This window comes from Actinomadura viridis (assembly GCF_015751755.1).
Lineage (GTDB): Bacteria > Actinomycetota > Actinomycetes > Streptosporangiales > Streptosporangiaceae > Spirillospora > Spirillospora viridis.
Genome location: NZ_JADOUA010000001.1, coordinates 5,111,860 through 5,128,126 on the forward strand (window position 1 = coordinate 5,111,860; position 16,267 = coordinate 5,128,126).

At 76.7% G+C, this 16,267-nt stretch carries 14 protein-coding genes; 11 read left to right on the forward strand and 3 right to left on the reverse strand.

Translation table 11 applies throughout. The annotated features are described in order from the left end of the window. Positions 1 to 218 precede the first annotated feature (218 nt). From IW256_RS23470 to IW256_RS23520, 11 genes are all read left to right on the forward strand, one after another. Positions 219 to 1,874, forward strand: coding sequence for a carbamoyltransferase family protein (locus IW256_RS23470; RefSeq protein WP_197013032.1), 1,656 nt, complete (start codon positions 219 to 221; stop codon positions 1,872 to 1,874). Continuing rightward, entirely contained in the window at positions 1,871 to 3,577 is a 1,707-nt protein-coding gene (locus tag IW256_RS23475) for an HAD-IIIA family hydrolase (protein ID WP_197013033.1), read from the forward strand. Before IW256_RS23470 ends, IW256_RS23475 begins: the two co-directional genes overlap by 4 nt. Next, positions 3,574 to 4,572, forward strand: coding sequence for a glycosyltransferase family 9 protein (locus IW256_RS23480; protein ID WP_307829015.1), 999 nt, complete (start codon positions 3,574 to 3,576; stop codon positions 4,570 to 4,572). Before IW256_RS23475 ends, IW256_RS23480 begins: the two co-directional genes overlap by 4 nt. Continuing rightward, entirely contained in the window at positions 4,569 to 5,564 is a 996-nt protein-coding gene (locus IW256_RS23485; RefSeq protein WP_197013034.1) for a glycosyltransferase, read from the forward strand. The genes IW256_RS23480 and IW256_RS23485 overlap by 4 nt, the downstream gene beginning before the upstream one ends. Beyond that, positions 5,561 to 6,859: a glycosyltransferase gene (locus IW256_RS23490; protein ID WP_197013035.1), complete on the forward strand. Its 1,299-nt coding sequence runs from the start codon at positions 5,561 to 5,563 to the stop codon at positions 6,857 to 6,859. The genes IW256_RS23485 and IW256_RS23490 overlap by 4 nt, the downstream gene beginning before the upstream one ends. Then, positions 6,856 to 7,500, forward strand: a complete 645-nt coding sequence (locus tag IW256_RS23495) for a D-sedoheptulose-7-phosphate isomerase (RefSeq protein ID WP_197013036.1) — start codon at positions 6,856 to 6,858, stop codon at positions 7,498 to 7,500. The genes IW256_RS23490 and IW256_RS23495 overlap by 4 nt, the downstream gene beginning before the upstream one ends. Continuing rightward, the gene (locus IW256_RS23500; RefSeq protein ID WP_197013037.1) at positions 7,500 to 8,915 is read left to right on the forward strand and encodes a PfkB family carbohydrate kinase; all 1,416 of its coding nucleotides are present in this window, start codon (positions 7,500 to 7,502) and stop codon (positions 8,913 to 8,915) included. Before IW256_RS23495 ends, IW256_RS23500 begins: the two co-directional genes overlap by 1 nt. Beyond that, positions 8,912 to 9,610 (forward strand): SDR family NAD(P)-dependent oxidoreductase, encoded by a 699-nt coding sequence (locus IW256_RS23505; RefSeq protein WP_197013038.1) that lies wholly within the window; start codon positions 8,912 to 8,914, stop codon positions 9,608 to 9,610. The genes IW256_RS23500 and IW256_RS23505 overlap by 4 nt, the downstream gene beginning before the upstream one ends. Further along, a complete protein-coding gene (locus IW256_RS42810) occupies positions 9,601 to 10,731 on the forward strand; it encodes a glycosyltransferase family 9 protein (RefSeq protein WP_307829016.1) in 1,131 nt (376 codons plus the stop codon). The genes IW256_RS23505 and IW256_RS42810 overlap by 10 nt, the downstream gene beginning before the upstream one ends. Further along, positions 10,625 to 11,512, forward strand: coding sequence for an NAD-dependent epimerase/dehydratase family protein (locus IW256_RS23515; RefSeq protein WP_231405111.1), 888 nt, complete (start codon positions 10,625 to 10,627; stop codon positions 11,510 to 11,512). Before IW256_RS42810 ends, IW256_RS23515 begins: the two co-directional genes overlap by 107 nt. A gap of 130 nt (positions 11,513 to 11,642) precedes the next feature. Next, entirely contained in the window at positions 11,643 to 12,056 is a 414-nt protein-coding gene (locus tag IW256_RS23520; RefSeq protein ID WP_197013040.1) for a ChaB family protein, read from the forward strand. A 152-nt stretch (positions 12,057 to 12,208) separates the two neighbouring features. On the opposite strand, the gene IW256_RS23525 is transcribed toward IW256_RS23520, so the two are convergent. The 3 genes from IW256_RS23525 to IW256_RS23535 all read right to left on the reverse strand — a co-directional run bounded on the left by IW256_RS23525 (position 12,209) and on the right by IW256_RS23535 (position 16,239). After that, positions 12,209 to 13,207 (reverse strand): alpha/beta hydrolase, encoded by a 999-nt coding sequence (locus IW256_RS23525; RefSeq protein ID WP_197013041.1) that lies wholly within the window; start codon positions 13,205 to 13,207, stop codon positions 12,209 to 12,211. 3 nt (positions 13,208 to 13,210) lie between these two features. After that, positions 13,211 to 15,079, reverse strand: a complete 1,869-nt coding sequence (locus tag IW256_RS23530) for a class I SAM-dependent methyltransferase (protein WP_197013042.1) — start codon at positions 15,077 to 15,079, stop codon at positions 13,211 to 13,213. Between the two features lie 98 nt (positions 15,080 to 15,177). Next, positions 15,178 to 16,239: a mandelate racemase/muconate lactonizing enzyme family protein gene (locus tag IW256_RS23535; protein WP_420535455.1), complete on the reverse strand. Its 1,062-nt coding sequence runs from the start codon at positions 16,237 to 16,239 to the stop codon at positions 15,178 to 15,180. Positions 16,240 to 16,267: the final 28 nt, after the last annotated feature.

Consider the following 16,267-nt stretch of genomic DNA (forward strand, 5'->3'; position numbering starts at 1 on the left):
TGTAGGTGACAACTCACCGTGAACACGGGCCGGTGCCCCCGTCTCGGGCATCCGCCGCCAAGCCGCCGGGCGCACCCGCGCCGCGCACACGACGCCGCTGTGCCGCCAGCACAGGGCCTCCGCATCGCTGAACGACACGGCGTCCCCGTGCCGTGGACACGGCCGGGAGGGCCGTGGTCGTCGCCGCAGCGCCGACATGCCGGATCGGAGCCACCCGAATGCGCGTTCTCGGAATCAACGCGATCTTCCATGACCCCGCCGCCGCCCTGGTGGTGGACGGCCGGGTCGTCGCCGCCGCCGAGGAGGAACGCTTCAGCCGCCGCAAGCACGGCAAGCGCCCGGTCCCGTTCTCCGCGTGGGAGCTGCCCGAGCGGGCCGCGCGATGGTGCCTGGAGGAGGCCGGGCTGGAGCCCGGCGACCTGGACGCCGTCGCCTACTCCTACGACCCGCGGCTCACCGAGCCCGGGATGGACGGCCACGACGGGGACTGGGAGGAGCTGCGCACCCGGTACGCGCGGCGGGCGCCGTACTTCCTCGCGACCGCGCTGCCCGGTCTCGACCCCGGCATCGTCCACCACGTCCCGCACCACCTGGCGCACGCCGCGTCCGCCGCGCTCGCCGCCCCCGCCCCCGGCCACGGCGACGTGCTGGTGCTGGACGGGCGCGGGGAGGCGCACTCGCACCTGGCCGGGACCTACGAGGGCGGCGCCTTCACCACGTTCGCCGCCCAGCGGCTGCCCCACTCGCTCGGCCTGATGTACGAGGAGCTGACCGAGCATCTGGGCTTCCTGCGCTCCAGCGACGAGTACAAGGTCATGGCGCTGGCCTCCTACGGGGAGCCGCGCTTCCTGGCCGAGGTGCGCGAGCACGTCCGGACGACCGGCGACGGCGGGTTCGCGGTCGCGCCGGTGGACTGGGGGGCGCTGGTCAAGTCGCGCTCCGACGACGGCCGCTGGACCGCCGACCACGCCGACCTCGCGGCGAGCGTGCAGGTGCGGCTGGAGGAGGTGCTGCTGGAGCTGGCGCGCTGGACGCACGGGCGCGGCGGCTCGCGGCGGCTCACCCTGGCCGGGGGCGTGGCGCTCAACTGCGTGGCCAACTCCCGGCTGGCCGAGGCGGGCCCGTACGAGGAGATCTGGGTCCAGCCGGCGGCGGGCGACGCGGGCACCGCGCTCGGCGCGGCGCTGCACCTGGCCTGGGAGGCCGGGGAGCCGATCGCGCCGATGCCCGGTGCCGCCCTGGGCAGGCACTGGACCGACGGGGAGATCGCCGACCGTCTCGACGCCGCCCGGGTGCCCTACGAACGGCCGTCCGACCTGGCCGGGGCGGTGGCCGACGCCCTGGCCCGCGACCGGATCGTCGCCTGGTTCCAGGGGCGGAGCGAGTTCGGCCCGCGGGCCCTCGGCCACCGTTCCCTGCTCGCCCACCCCGGCGACGCCGCGAACGTGGAGCGGCTGAACGCGGTCAAGGGCCGCGAGCAGTTCCGGCCGATCGCGCCGATGGTCGCGCTCCGGCACGCCGCGGAGATCTTCGAGGGACCGCTGCCGAGCCCGTACATGCTGTTCGTCCACCGCGTGCGGCCGGAATGGCGGGACCGCGTGCCGGCGGTGGTGCACGTGGACGGGACCGCGCGGATCCAGACCGTCGCGCCCGGCGACGAGCCCATGGTGTCCCGGCTGCTGGACGCCTTCGAGGCCCGCACCGGGCTCCCCGTGATCGTCAACACCAGCCTCAACACCGCCGGGCGGCCGATGGTCGACGATCCGCGCGACGCCCTGGAGTGCTTCGGCTCCGCCCCCGTGGACCTCCTGGCCATCGGCCCGTACGTGGTGCGGCGATCGGAGATGTTCGCGGGAGGAGGGTGCGGAGGATGAGCGGGCCGGACCCGCGTGCGCGGGCGGGCGACACCGCGTACACGATCGTCGTGCCGACGGTGGGACGGCCGAGCCTGCGGACCCTGCTCGAAGCACTCCTGGACCCGTCAGGGGCCCCGGCCGAGCCCGCGTCCGAGCCCGCGTCCGAGCCCGCGTCCGAGCCCGCGTCCGAGCCCGCCGCGATCATCGTCGTGGACGACCGGCCGCTGCCGGGGGCCCCGCTGCCGCTGCCACCGGCCGTCGACGAGCGGGTACGGGTCCTGCGCTCGGGCGGGCGCGGGCCCGCCGCCGCCCGGAACGCCGGCTGGCGCGCCGCCGCGACCGCGTGGGTGGCGTTCCTCGACGACGACGTCGTCCCGCCGCCGGGATGGGCCGCCGGCCTCGCCGCCGACCTCGCGGCGGCACCGCCCGACGTCGCGGGCTGCCAGGGCCGGGTGCGGGTGCCGCTCCCCCGGCACCGGCGCCCGACCGACTGGGAACGCAACACCGCCGGGCTGGAGACCGCCTCCTGGATCACCGCCGACATGGCCTACCGCCGCGACGTGCTCGCCGGACACGGCGGCTTCGACGAGCGCTACCGCCGCGCCTACCGGGAGGACGCCGATCTCGCCCTCCGGGTCATGGACGCCGGGCACCGCCTGGTACGCGGCCGGAGGCAGGTGACCCACCCGGTGCGGCCGGCGGGCTTCTGGGCCTCGGTACGCGCCCAGGCGGGAAACGCCGACGACGTCCTCATGCGGCGGGTGCACGGCCGCGGCTGGCGCACGCGGGCCGGCGAGGGACCCGGACGTCTCCGCCTCCACCTGCTGACCGCGGGAGCGGGACTGCTCGCCCTCAGCGCCGCCGGGGCACGCGTCCGCGGGGCCGGCGCGCCCGCGGCCAGGACGGCCCTGGCGGCGGGCGCGGTGTGGGCCGGCCTGACCGCCGAGTTCGCCGCCGCCCGCATCCGGCCGGGACCGCTCTCGCCCGGGGAGGTCGCCCGGATGCTGGCGACCAGCGCGGTGATCCCGCCGGCCGCCGTCTGGCACCGGGCGCGGGGGCTGGCCGCGCACGGCCGGGCGGGGCCGTGGCCGCGCCGGCGCGTGGTGCTGTTCGACCGTGACGACACGCTGATCCGCGACGTGCCCTACAACGGGGACCCGGCGTCCGTGGAGCCGATGCCGGGCGCCGTGGGCGCGCTGGCGCGGCTGCGCCGGCACGGCCTGCGCATCGGCGTGGTCTCCAACCAGTCGGGCGTGGGCAAGGGGTACATCACCGCAAGCGACGTGCTGCGCGTCAACGCGCGGGTGGAGGAACTGCTGGGCCGCATCGACGTGTGGGAGATCTGCCCGCACGACGCCCCCGACGGCTGCGCGTGCCGCAAGCCGCGGCCGGGGCTGGTGGAACGGGCCGCCCGGCGGCTGGAGGTGCTCCCGTCCGACTGCGTCGTGATCGGCGACATCGGCCGGGACGTCGAGGCGGCCGCGGCGGCGGGGGCCCGCGGCATCCTCGTCCCCACCGCCCGGACCCGGCTGGAGGAGATCGCCCGTGCCCGGGAGGTGGCACCCGATCTCGGCGCCGCCGTCGACCTGGTCCTCGGCGGGGAGCCCGGGAGTGGCGCCCCGGCGGGGCCGGAACCGGCGCGCGGGAGGCCGGCGCGCGGGAGATCGGCGCGCAGGAGATCGGCGCGCGGGAGGTCGGCACGCGGGAGGTCGGCACGGTGAGAGTGCTGGTCGCGCGCCTGGACAATCTCGGGGACGTCCTGCTGGCCGGGCCGGCGATCCGCGCGGTGGCCGCCCGGGCGGCCGAGGTCGTCCTGCTGTGCGGGCCGCGCGGCCGTGCCGCCGCCGACCTGCTGCCGGGGGTGGACCGCGTGGTCGAGTGGTGCGCGCCCTGGATCGACCCCGAGCCCGGCCCGGTGGACGCCGCCGCGCTGGACGACCTGGTGCGGACGGTCCGCGCGGGCCGGTTCGACCGGGCGCTGATCTTCACCTCGTTCCACCAGTCGCCGCTGCCCCTGGCGCTCCAGCTGCGGCTGGCCGGGGTCCCGTGGATCGGCGGGATCAGCGAGGACTATCCCGGCTCGCTGCTGGACCTGCGGCACCGCCCCGACACCGACGTCCCCGAGCCGCGGCGCATGCTCGCGCTCGCCGCCGGCGCGGGATTCCCCGCCCCGGCCGACACCCGGCTGCGGATCCGCGGGCCGCTCCCCGAGTCCTGGCCGTTCACCGGCGGCCCCGGGCACGTCGTCGTGCACCCTGGCACGTCCGTCCCCGCGCGGGCCTGGCCGCCGGAACGCTGCGCCGAGGCGGTACGGCTGCTGGCCGCCGCCGGGCACCGCGTCGTGGTCACCGGGCACCGCGACGAGAAGGAACTGACCGCGTTCGTCGCCGGCGGCACCGGGCTCGACCTGGGCGGGCGGACCTCGCTCGCCGAGCTGGCCGCCGTCCTGGCCGAGGCGCGGGCCGTGGTCGCCGGGAACACCGGGCCCGCCCACCTGGCCGCGGCGGTGGGGACGCCGGTGGTGTCGCTGTTCGCGCCGACCGTCCCGGCGGCCCGCTGGGCGCCGTACGGGGTGCGCACGGTGCTGCTGGGCGACCAGGACGCCCCGTGCAGGGACACCCGCGCCCGCGAGTGCCCCGTCCCGGGGCATCCCTGCCTGTCCTCGGTCTCCGCCCGGCGCGTCGTGGACGCCGTCCAGGAGGTGATCTCCGGATGAGGGTCCTGCTCTGGCACGTGCACGGCTCCTGGGCCACCTCGTTCGTCCACGGCCCGTACACCACGCTGGTCCCCGCCGTGCCGGACCGCGGCCCGGACGGGCGGGGGCGGCCGGAGACGTTCGTCTGGCCGGACCGGGCGGTCGAGGTCCCCCACGACCGGCTGCGCGAGGAGCACGTGGACGTGGTCGTCCTGCAACGCCCGCACGAACTCGAACTGTGCGAACGGTGGCTCGGCCGCCGCCCCGGCCGCGACCTGCCGGCCGTGTACGTCGAGCACGACACCCCGCGCCGCACGCCCGCCGACGCGGGCCCGCCCGAGGAGGTCGTCCCCGACAGCCGCCACTTCCTGCACGACCGGTCCGACATCCCGGTCGTGCACGTCACCCATTTCAACCGGCTCTTCTGGAACTGCGGCCGGGCGCCCACCACGGTGATCGAGCACGGCGTGGTCGATCCGGGGTACCGGTTCCGGGGCGACTGGCCGCGGGCCGCCGTCGTCATCAACGATCCGCTGCGGCGCGGGCGGGTCGCGGGCACGGACCTGCTGCCGGGCCTGGCCGCGGCCGTCCCGCTGGACCTGTTCGGGATGAACGTGCGGGACGTCCCCCGCCGCCTGGGCATCTCCCCCGAGTCGCTGTGGACCTACGAGGACCTGCCGCAGGCCCGGATGCACGCCGAGATCGCCCGCCGCCGCGTCTACCTGCACCCCTACCGCTGGACCTCGCTCGGCCTCGCGCTGATCGAGGCCATGATGCTCGGCCTGCCGGTGGTGGCGCTGGCCACCACCGAGGCGGTCGAGGCCGTCCCGCCGGAGGCCGGCGTGCTCTCCACGCGCGTCGGCGCCCTCGCCGAGGCGGCGCGGGCGCTCGCCGCCGACGGCCCGCGCGCCCGCCGGATGGGCAAGGAGGCGCGAGCGTTCGCGGTGGACCGGTACGGGCTGCCCCGCTTCCTGCGGGACTGGCGGCACATGCTCACGGAGGTGACCCGATGAAGATAGCCATGGTCTCCGAGCACGCGAGCCCGCTCGCGACGCGCGCGGGCCTGGGCGGCGCCGACGGCGGCGGCCAGAACGTGTTCGTCGCCGATCTCGCCGCCGAGATGGGCCGCCAGGGCCATGACGTCACCGTCTACACCAGGCGGGACTCGGCCGGCCTCCCCCACCGCGTCCGCCTCGCGCCCGGGGTGACGGTGGAGCACGTACCCGCCGGGCCGCCCGAACCCGTGCCGAAGGACGACCTGCTCCCCCTCATGGCCGAGTTCGGCGCCCACCTGCGGCGCCGCTGGGCGCCGGCGCCGCCGCACGTCGTGCACGCCCACTTCTGGATGAGCGGCCTGGCCGCCCTGCAGGCCGCCGAGGCGCTGCGCGAGCCCGGCGGCTCCGGTCCCGGCGGCTCCGGTCCCGGCGCCGCCGCGCCCGCCGTCCCGGTCGTGCAGACCTTCCACGCGCTGGGCACCGTGAAACGGCGCCACCAGGGCGGCAGGGACACCAGCCCGGACGAGCGGATCCGGCTGGAGGCGGCGATCGGCCGCACCGCCGACACCGTCATCGCCACCTGCTCCGACGAGAGCAGGGAACTGCTGCGGATGGGGGTGCCCCGCGAGCGGATCGCGGTCGTGCCCTGCGGGGTGGACCTCGAACGGTTCCGGCCCGACGCTCCGCTGCGTCCCCCGGTGCTCGGCGATCCGGACGGCCCGCCCGGCCTGGACGGCTACGGGCACCGGCTGGTGGTGCTGTCCCGGCTGGTCGAGCGCAAGGGCGTGGACACCGCCATCGAGGCGCTCACCCAGATCCCCGGCGCCGAGCTGCTGGTCGCGGGCGGGCCGCCGCCCGGGGACCTGGACGCCGACCCGGAGGTGGCCCGGCTGCGGGCGGTGGCGCGCGCCGCCGGCGTCGCGGGCCGTGTCACCTTCCTGGGCCGCATCGGCCGGGACGAGGTGCCCGCGCTGCTGCGCTCGGCCCAGGTCGTGGTGACGCTCCCCTGGTACGAGCCGTTCGGCATGGTGCCGCTGGAGGCGATGGCCTGCGGCGTGCCGGTGGTGGCCACCGGCGTCGGCGGGCACCTCGACAGCATCGTCGACGGCGTCACCGGCGTGCACGTGCCGCCGCGCCGGCCGGGCGAGACGGCCCGGCGGATCCGGGGGCTGCTGGCCGACCCGACCCGCCGTACCGCGATGGGGTTCGCCGGTTCCGACCGGGCGCGGGCCCGGTACTCCTGGACAAGGATCGCGCGCGAGACCCTCGCCGTCTACGAGCGGGCCAGCGCGCGCAACGAGGTGGCCGTATGACGGGCCCCTTCACCGCGGGCACCACCGGAGGCACCGCCGGGGCCGACACCGGGGGCGCCGCCGGGGGCGCCGCCGCCTCGGCGCGGCAGGACAGGCTGGAGGCGCTCGCCGAAGCGGCCCTGCGGTTCCGCCGCTGGACCCCGGTCCTCACCGCGTGGGGCCGCCACCTGGCCGGCGTCCTGGACTCCGGGGGGCGGCTGCTGGCCTGCGGGAACGGCGGAAGCGCCGCCGAGGCCCAGCACCTGACCGCCGAGCTGGTCGGGCGGTTCGAAGGCGAGCGGCGCCCGTTCGCGGCGATCCCGCTGCACGGCGACACCTCGGCGATCACCGCGATCGGCAACGACTACGGCGCCGTGCACGCCTTCGCCCGCCAGGTACGGGCGCACGGCCGTCCCGGCGACGTGCTGATCTGCCTGTCCACCAGCGGGCGCAGCCCGAACGTCCTCGCCGCGGCGCGCGCCGCGCGGCGGCTCGGTGTGACCGCCTGGGCGATCACCGGGCCGGGCCCCAACCCGCTCGCCGCGGCCTGCGACGACGCGGTCACCGTGGACGCCGGCGCCACCGCCACCGTCCAGGAGGTCCACCTGGCCGCCGTCCACCTGCTCTGCGGCGTGATCGACGAGACGCTGGAGGTGACGTGATGCCCGCGGGCCCCCTGGTCGTGGTCGGCGACGTCCTGCTCGACGTCGACATCGTGGGCGCCGCCGCACGGCTGTGCCCGGACGCGCCGGTCCCGGTCATCGACCAGGCCGACGAGCGGCCCCGCCCCGGCGGCGCGGGCCTGGCGGCACTGCTGGCCGCCGCCGAGGGCCGCGAGGTCGTGCTGGTCACCGCGCTCGCCGACGACGAGCCCGGCCGGCGGCTGCGCGCGCTGCTGGAGCCCCACCTGGAACTGGCGGCCTTCCACCTGCACGGCGGCACCCCCTGCAAGCTGCGCATCCAGGCCGCCGGGCAGGCCGTGGCACGGCTGGACGTCGGCGCGGGCCGCGCCCAGGACGGCCCGGTCGGGCCGAAGGTCGCCGAGGCGCTCGCCGGCGCCGGGGCCGTGCTGGTCTCCGACTACGGCCGCGGCGTGACCGGGCACGCGGCGATCCGGACGCTGCTGGAGTCGCTGGCCGCCCAGGTCCCCGTGGTGTGGGACCCGCATCCGAGCGGCGAGCCCCCGGTGCCGGGCACCCGGCTGATGACGCCCAACGAGGACGAGGCCGCCCGGCTCGCCGCCGCCCGCGGCGCCAACATCGCCGGCTCCGGGCTGGCGCCGGCCACCCGCCGGGCCCGGCACCTGGCCGGCGCCTGGGGGCTGGAGGCGGTGGCGGTGACCCTCGGACCCGGCGGCGCCCTGCTGTGCGACGGGAGCGGCGCGCCGTTCCTGGCCCCGGCCGAGCCCGCCGCCTCGTACGGCACGGCCGACTCCTGCGGCGCCGGGGACAGCTTCGCGGCGCGGGCGCTCGAGGTCCTGGCCGACGGCGGCGGCCTGCCCGAGGCCGTCGGCGAGGGCGTGCGCCGCGCGTCGGAGTTCGTGCACGCCGGGGCCGCGTCGGCGGTCGCCGCCCGGCTCGCCGACACCGGCTCGCCCGCGGTCCGGCCGCCGCGGGAGGAGGCGGACGCCTGGGACGTGGTGGAGCGGACCCGCCGGGCCGGGGGGACGGTGGTGGCCACCGGCGGGTGCTTCGACCTGCTGCACGCCGGGCACGTCACCCTGCTGCAGCAGGCCCGCCGCCTCGGCGACTGCCTCATCGTCTGCGTCAACTCCGACGCCTCGGTCCGGCGCCGCAAGGGCCCGGACCGGCCGGTCACCCCCGCCGGCGACCGGGTCCGGGTGCTGCGCGCGCTGTCGGACGTGGACGCCACCCTCGTCTTCGACGAGGACACCCCCGAACCGCTTCTGGAGCGGCTGCGGCCCGACGTCTGGGTGAAGGGCGCCGACTACGCCGGCGTGCCGCTGCCCGAGGCCGGCACGGTGCGCGCCAACGGCGGCGAGATCGTCCTGCTGCCGTTCCTGGAAGGCCGATCGACGACCCGCATGCTGTCCACCAGGAAGGGAATCGGATCATGAAGGTGCTCATCACCGGCGGCGCCTCGGGGCTGGGCGCGGCCGTGGCCCGCCGGATCGCCGCGGACGGCGGCCGGCCGCTGATCATCGACCGCCATCCACCGAAGGCCGAGAACGGGTCGGCGGACGGCGGCGTCGCGCACATGCAGGCCGACCTGGCCGACCGCCGCTGCGCCGAACGCGCCGTGCACTGCCTGGCCCGCGACGCCGGAGGGCTGGACGCCGTGGTCACCGCGGCCGGGATCGACTCCTGCGGCCGGCTGGCCGACGTTCCCGCCGAGGACTGGGAGCGGGTCATCCAGGTCAACCTCCTGGGCACCGCCACGGTCGTCCGCGCCGCGCTGCCCTATCTGGAGCACGCGCCCAACGGCCGCATCGTGACCTGCGCCTCGACCCTCGGGCTGCGCGCCCTCAGCGACGCCACCGCCTACTGCGCCTCCAAGTTCGGCGTCGTGGGGTTCACCCGCGCGCTGGCCGCCGAGCTGGCCGGGCACATCGGCGTCACGATGCTGGTGCCGGGCGGCATGGACACCGCGTTCTTCGACGGCCGTGACGAGAAGTACCGGCCGGGCCCCGGCGCCCAGCTCAACGCGCCCGGGGACGTGGCCGCGGCGGTGGCGTTCGCGCTGGCCCAGCCGCGCGGCTGCGAGGTGCGCGAGCTGGTGGTCTGCCCGTCGAGCGAGCCGTCGTGGCCGTGAGGGCGCCCCGGGCGCTGGTGCTGCGCGCCCTGGGCCTGGGCGACCTGCTGACCGCGCTGCCCGCGCTGCGGGCGCTGCGCCGGGACCTGCCAGGATGGCGGCTGACGCTGGCCGTGCCGCGCGCGATCGCGCCGATCGCGCTGCTCGGCGGGGCGGCGGACGACATCTTCCCCGCCCGCGGCCTGGGCCCGCTGCCCCCTCCGGACGGGCCGGTGGAGCTGGCGGTGAACCTGCACGGCAGCGGCCCGCGCAGCCACCGGCTGCTGCGGTCGCTGCGGCCCGGGCGGCTGATCGCCTTCGCCCACCCGGACGTGCCCGGCGTGGACGGCCCGGCGTGGGACCCGGCCGAGCACGAGGTCGCGCGCTGGTGCCGGCTCGTGGCGGCCCACGGCTTCGACGCCGACCCCGCCGACCTGGACCTGCCGCGGCCTCCGGTGGCGTCCCCGGCGCCGGGGGCCGTGGTGATCCATCCGGGTGCGGGCTACCCGTCCCGGTGCTGGCCCGCCGAGCGGTACGGGGCGGTGGCGGCGGCGCTGCGGGCCCAGGGGCACCGGGTCGTGGTCACCGGCGGCGCCGGTGAGGCGGCGGCGGCCCGCCGGGTGGCGGTGCTCGGGGGGATGGGACCCGGCGGCGACCTGTCGGGCCGGACCGGGCCGCTGCAACTGGCCGCCCTGGTCGCGCGGGCCCGGCTGGTGATCTGCGGCGACACCGGCGTCGCGCATCTGGCCACCGCGTACCGGACGCCGTCGGTCGTGCTGTTCGGCCCGACCCCGCCCGCGCTGTGGGGACCGCCGCCGGACCGGCCCCGGCACCAGGTGCTGTGGAGCGGCCGGCGCGGCGACCCGCGCGGTCTCGAACCGGATCCGGGGCTGCTGGAGATCTCCCCCGAGCACGTCGCCGAGGCGGCGGCGCGGGCGCTGGAACGCCTGGAAGGAGGGACGCGCGATGAGCCATCCGCGCGCGGTCGTGACCGGAGGGGCGGGCTTCCTCGGCTCGCACCTGTGCGAGGCCCTGCTGGCCCGCGGTATCTCGGTGGTCTGCCTGGACAACCTGCTGACGGGGTCGACCCGTACCATCGCCCACCTGCTGCCCCGGAACGACTTCACGTTCCTGAAGCGTGACCTGACCGGCCCGGTCCAGGTCCAGGGGCCGGTGGGGCACGTGTTCCACCTCGCCTCGGCGGCCTCGCCCGCCGACTACCTGCGCTGGCCGATCCAGACGCTGGAGGTCGGCAGCCAGGGCACCCGCAACGCGCTGGAACTGGCCCAGCGCAAGGGCGCCCGGTTCGTCCTGGCCTCCACCTCGGAGGTCTACGGGGACCCGCTGGAGCACCCGCAGCGCGAGTCGTACTGGGGGAACGTCAACCCGGTGGGCCCGCGCAGCGTGTACGACGAGGCCAAGCGGTACGCCGAGGCGCTGACGTCGGCCTTCCGGCACGCGCGCGGGCTGGACACCGGGATCGTGCGGATCTTCAACACCTACGGCCCGCGGATGCGGCCGGACGACGGCCGGGCGATCCCCACCTTCCTGCGCCAGGCGCTGCGGAACGAGCCGGTCACCGTGACCGGCGACGGCTCGCAGACCCGTTCGATCTGCCACGTGGACGACACGGTGCGGGGCATCGTCGGGCTGGCCCTGTCCGCGCACGCCGGGCCGATGAACATCGGCAGCCCGTACGAGATCTCGATGCTCGACCTGGCCCGGCTGGCCATCCGGCTGACCGGGTCGCGCTCGGCGATCCGCTTCGTGGAGCGGCCCGTCGACGACCCGCGCGTGCGCCGTCCCGACACGACGCTGGCGCGCGAGGCCCTCGGCTGGGCCCCCGCGGTCTCCGTCGAGGGCGGCCTGCGCTCCACCATCGCCTGGTTCGTCCGGGAGCTCGCGCTGACCCGGTCCGCGTGACCCGGGCCGGACCACGTGACCTGGGCCGGGCCGCGTGACCCGGTAGGGGCCGGGCGGCCGGGCCGGGCCGTGAATGCGGGGCCGGGCGGCGGGTACGCCCGCACGTAGAGAACGAAGGGAGGATCCAGCCATGCCAGGTCGTGAGGACATGCCGTCGACGCTGCGGCGCTCGCCCAAGGAGGCCCAGGACACCTGGGTCAAGGCGCATGACTCGGCCGTCGACCAGTACGGCGAGGGCGAACGCGCGCACCGGACGGCCTTCAGCGCGCTCAAGCACAGGTTCGAGAAGGTCGGCGATCACTGGCAGCGCAAGGCCGGAGGCCGGAAGGGCCCCTCCGACGAGCAGGCGGCCAAGAGCACCCCGCAGTCGCGGCGGAGCCCGTCCAGGACCGCCGAGGGCGTCGACGCCAAGGCCAGCAAGAAGCATCTCTACGACGTCGCCAAGAGCCTCGACATCGGAGGCCGGTCCAGCATGACCAAGGACGAGCTGGTGGACGCCATCAAGAAGGCCAACCGCCGCAAGACCGCCAAGGCACGCCGCTGACCCGGACCGCGGCACCCGGACCGCGGCACCCGGACCGCGGCACCCGGACCGCGGCACCCGGACCGCGGCACCCGGACCGCGGCACCCGGACCGCGGCACCCGGACCGCGGCACCCGGACCGCGGCACCCGGACCGCGGCACCCGGTCGTGGATCAGATCTGGCGGGCCCCGATGGAGGCCATGAGGTCGGGCCAGATCCGGGTGGCGACCCGGATCCAGGCCGGCCAGTTGTGCCGCCCGTCCCCGTAGAGGTCGGCGGTGTAGGGGATGCCGAGGCGGTCGAGCCGGTCGCGGAAGGCCACGTTGGTCTGGCCGACCGCCTGTTCCCCGATCAGGCCGATGTCCCACGGGGGCGCGTCCGGGTCGCCGGGGCCGGGCTGCCCGGTGGTCCCCGAGGAGAAGAAGACCTTGGTGCCCCGCAGCCCGCCGGCCAGCTCCAGCGGGTCGCGCAGCCTCCAGTTGGCGTCGTGCAGGACCGGGACACCGTAGATGGCCATGGGATCCTGGCCATTGATGGTATTGGTCAGCATGATCAGCGACGGCATGCCGGGCGCGCGCAGCCACAGCACCCCGCTGAGCGAGGCCACGTGCGCGAACATCCCCGGATGCCGGGCGGCGTAGGTGATGGCGCCCTGGCCGCCCGCGGAGTCGCCGATCGCCGCGCGGACGCCGGAGGCGTGGTAGTTGCGCTCGATCAGCTGGACGACCTCCTGGGTGTGGAACGTCTCCCACTTGGGCCTGCCGCCGAACCCGTAGTTGTACCAGTCGGTGTACGCGCCGTCGGCGGCCTCGGGCATGACCACGATCGCGTTGTACTCGGCGGCCCAGGCCTCGATGTCGGTGTTGCGGGCCCAGGAGGTGTAGTCGTCGCGCCCGCCGTGGTAGGCGTACAGCACGGGCCAGGTCGCGCCGGTCCCGGCCTGCCAGTCCTCGGGGAGCAGGACGCGGGTCTTCACCGATGTGCCGAGCGAGGGCGAGTCGATGGTGATGTCGACCTCGTTCGGGCCGACCCTGGTCTCGGCGACGATGCGCGCGCCGGTGTCGGCGGCCTTGAACGGGGCGGCGTGCGCGGTGCCGGCGGGTACCGCGGTCGCGCCGGCGGCGAGCGCCGCCAGCGCGAGCAGCAGCCCGGCGCGGGAACGTGACCTCATGATCTACCTCGTGTCCTCGTCGGGCAGCCTGCGCGCCAGCACCCGGTAGGTGTTGGAACGGCCGGTGCGTCTGATCAGGGGGTGGAGGGACTGGTCCAGCGCCGCCGCGGCGAACATCAGCGGGCCCGCGGCCAGGTACACCGCCGTCCGGGCGGCGCCGCGCGTCCGCGTCCAGCGCCCGGACCGCCAGGGCTTGGCCGGGTCCGGGACGACGCGGTGCGCCAGCATCATCACGATCATCAGGAGGTCCACCGGCTGGTGGGCGGCGCCCCGCTGCACCTCGACCGTGTGGAAGCCGCGCTCGGCCAGCGCGGCGACCAGGTTGCCGACGGGGACGAAGTGCAGGTGCTGGGGCTGGAACCACGCGTGCCACCAGCGGCCCGCGAGCCGGCCGACGATCCACTCCGGATCGGGCACCTCGATGAGCAGGTGCCCGCCCGGCGCCAGGACCCGCGCGGCGGCGTCCAGCTCGGCCCGGGGATCGAGGGTGTGCTCCAGGTAGTGGTGCATGCTGACCACGTCGTAGGCGCCCGCGAGCTTGTCGGCGTGGTCGGGGAAGTGCCCCAGGTGGCCGCCGTCGATCCAGCCCCGGTTCTCGGCCTCGGTGATGCTGACGCTCATGTCGAGGGCGTCGAAGCGGGTCCGCGGCCAGACGTCGCGGGCGGCGTTGCAGAAGTGACCGTGGCCCCCGCCGACGTCGAGCCACGCCTTCGGGACGGCGTGCCCGCGCAGCATCCTGGCCCGGTCGCGGTAGTGGGGCGCGGCCAGCCGGAAGCCGCGCTCCACCTCGGGCCCGCCGGGGCCGTCGTAGAAGTCGCGGTAGTGGAAGTCCAGCCCTTCGAGGTTGAGGCGGGGGTTCTGGAAGACGTGCCCGCAGGAGTCGCAGGCGTCCAGGGTGAACACGCCCGGACGGTGGTGCTGGTGGTCGCCGCTGGTGAGGCGGTGCCTCAGCGCGGTGCCGCCGCACCAGGGGCAGTCGTCGCGGCGGGGCTCGTGGAAGCGCTCCACCCCGGCCTCCAGTTCGGCGGCGTACCGCTCGCGGAGGCGGGGCAGTTCCGGGTCGGGCGCCTCCCGTTCGAGGGCGACGCGGGTCCAGCGGTAGAGCGCTCCCACACCGCGCGTGAGCGCGAACCGGTGACGGTCGTGCGGGCGCAACGCGGTCCCGGCGGTGACCAGGTAGGGCTGCACGGACGCGGCGGCGAGCACGGCCAGCGCCGGCAGCGCCTCGCGCGCCCGCCCGCCTGCCGGGCCGCCGCGCAGGCCGCGGGCCAGCGCCCGTGCCAGGGCGGCGGTGAGGACGCCCAGCCCGATCAGGTTCCCGGACAGGTAGACGGGCAGGTCGCTGGGCCAGCGCCCGCGCAGGATCGCCCGGCGGTCGGCGGGCGTGCACGGGACCGGCGCGACGGCGGGCGCCACCGCCAGGTCGGTGCCCACGGGGGCGTACCGCTTGAGCCGGACGGCCAGCTCCTCCATCTCGGCCGCGCCGAGGCCCGTGAACCGGGTGACGGCGGCCCGTTCCGCGACCTCGGACGCCACCAGCATCGCGTGGCCTCCGGTGCCGCCCGGCGCGAGCCGGGCGCCGCGGTAGGTCTCGGGATCCACCCGGCGGACCAGCTCCAGCGCGCGGGCGCCGTCGAGGCCCGCCGGGACCAGGTCGAGCACCCGCAGGCTCCGTTCCGCCGCGTACGCGGAGGCGGCCCGGCGGGTGGCCTCGTCCAGCGTGACCCCGGCGGCGGTCACGAACCGGTGGCCGTCCCGGGCGGGTTCCACGGAGGGCGGCAGCGGCGTCAGCCGGGCCGCCCGTCTCCGTCGCCACAGGGCGTCGGCCACGAGGCCGAGCGCCACGAGCGGGAGCGTCGATCGCACGCGCATGTCGGTCCCTTCGGAGGGGACGAGGGGGCACGGCGATGATCGTCCAGCGCCCGGAGTCCCGAAACCCGGCCCGCCGCCAAAGGGGACGCGGCTTTGACTCAGCCGCCTGAGTAGCCGGGGCGCTCCACGGCGGTGGCCGCGAGCGCGTCCGCGTCGAAGCGGATGCCGTGCCCCCCGTGGTCGCCGGGGTACAGCAGCCCGCCTTCGATCCGGATCGGATGCGGCTCGGTGAGCAGGCCCAGCGCGGCGAACGAGGCGTCCTCCACGTCCTCCACCATGGCCGGCATCGGCAGGCAGCAGGCCAGCTGCCCCGAGATGTCCGGCAGGAGGTGCGGGTAGGCCGGCACGTCGAAGGTGCGGGCCAGCTCGGCGATCCGCAGGAACGGGGTGATCCCGCCGACGCGCACCACGTTGGGCTGGACGATGTCGCACGCGCCCGCCGTGAGCAGGTCGCGGAACTGGTAGGCGGTGTAGGTGTTCTCGCCGAGCGCGATCGGGACGTCCACGCTCGCCCGCAGCCGGGCGTAGGCGGGCACGTCCTCGGCCGGGAGCGGCTCCTCGATCCAGTACGGGTCGTACGGGCGCAGCGCCTCGGCCGCCCTGATCGCCCGCGGCAGGTCCCACAGCTGGTTGGCGTCCACCATCAGCCGGGCGTCCGGTCCCAGCACCCGGCGGACGGCGGCGACCCGTTCGACGTCCTCGGCCAGGTCGTCCCGGCCCACCTTGATCTTCGCGGCGGTCCGGCCCAGCGCGGCCCACCGTTCGGCCTGGGCCACCAGCTCGTCGAGCGAGTAGTGGCGGTTGACGCCGCTGCCGTACACCGGGACCGCGTCCCGGCGCCGCCCGAGCGTGTCCACCAGGCCGTCCGCGGCGGCGCGCAGGTCCCACAGGGCCAGGTCGACCGCGGCGAGCGCGATCGTCACCAGCCCGCCCCGCCCGGCCTCGTGCAGGTGCCACCACAGCCGGTCGAAGACGACCTCCGGATGGGCGGGCAGGCCGAGCGCGGCGTCCCGGACGTCGGACTCCAGCAGCGCGTGCACCGCCGGCCCGCCGACCCACGGGGCCCAGGAGAAGCCGGTCCCGGTACGGCCGTCACCGGTGGTCAGCCTGGTCACGACGAGGTGGATGCCGGTCATGTCCGGGCTCCACGGCCGCGGCATCGGCACGCGGTGCAGCGTGCTGCGCAGG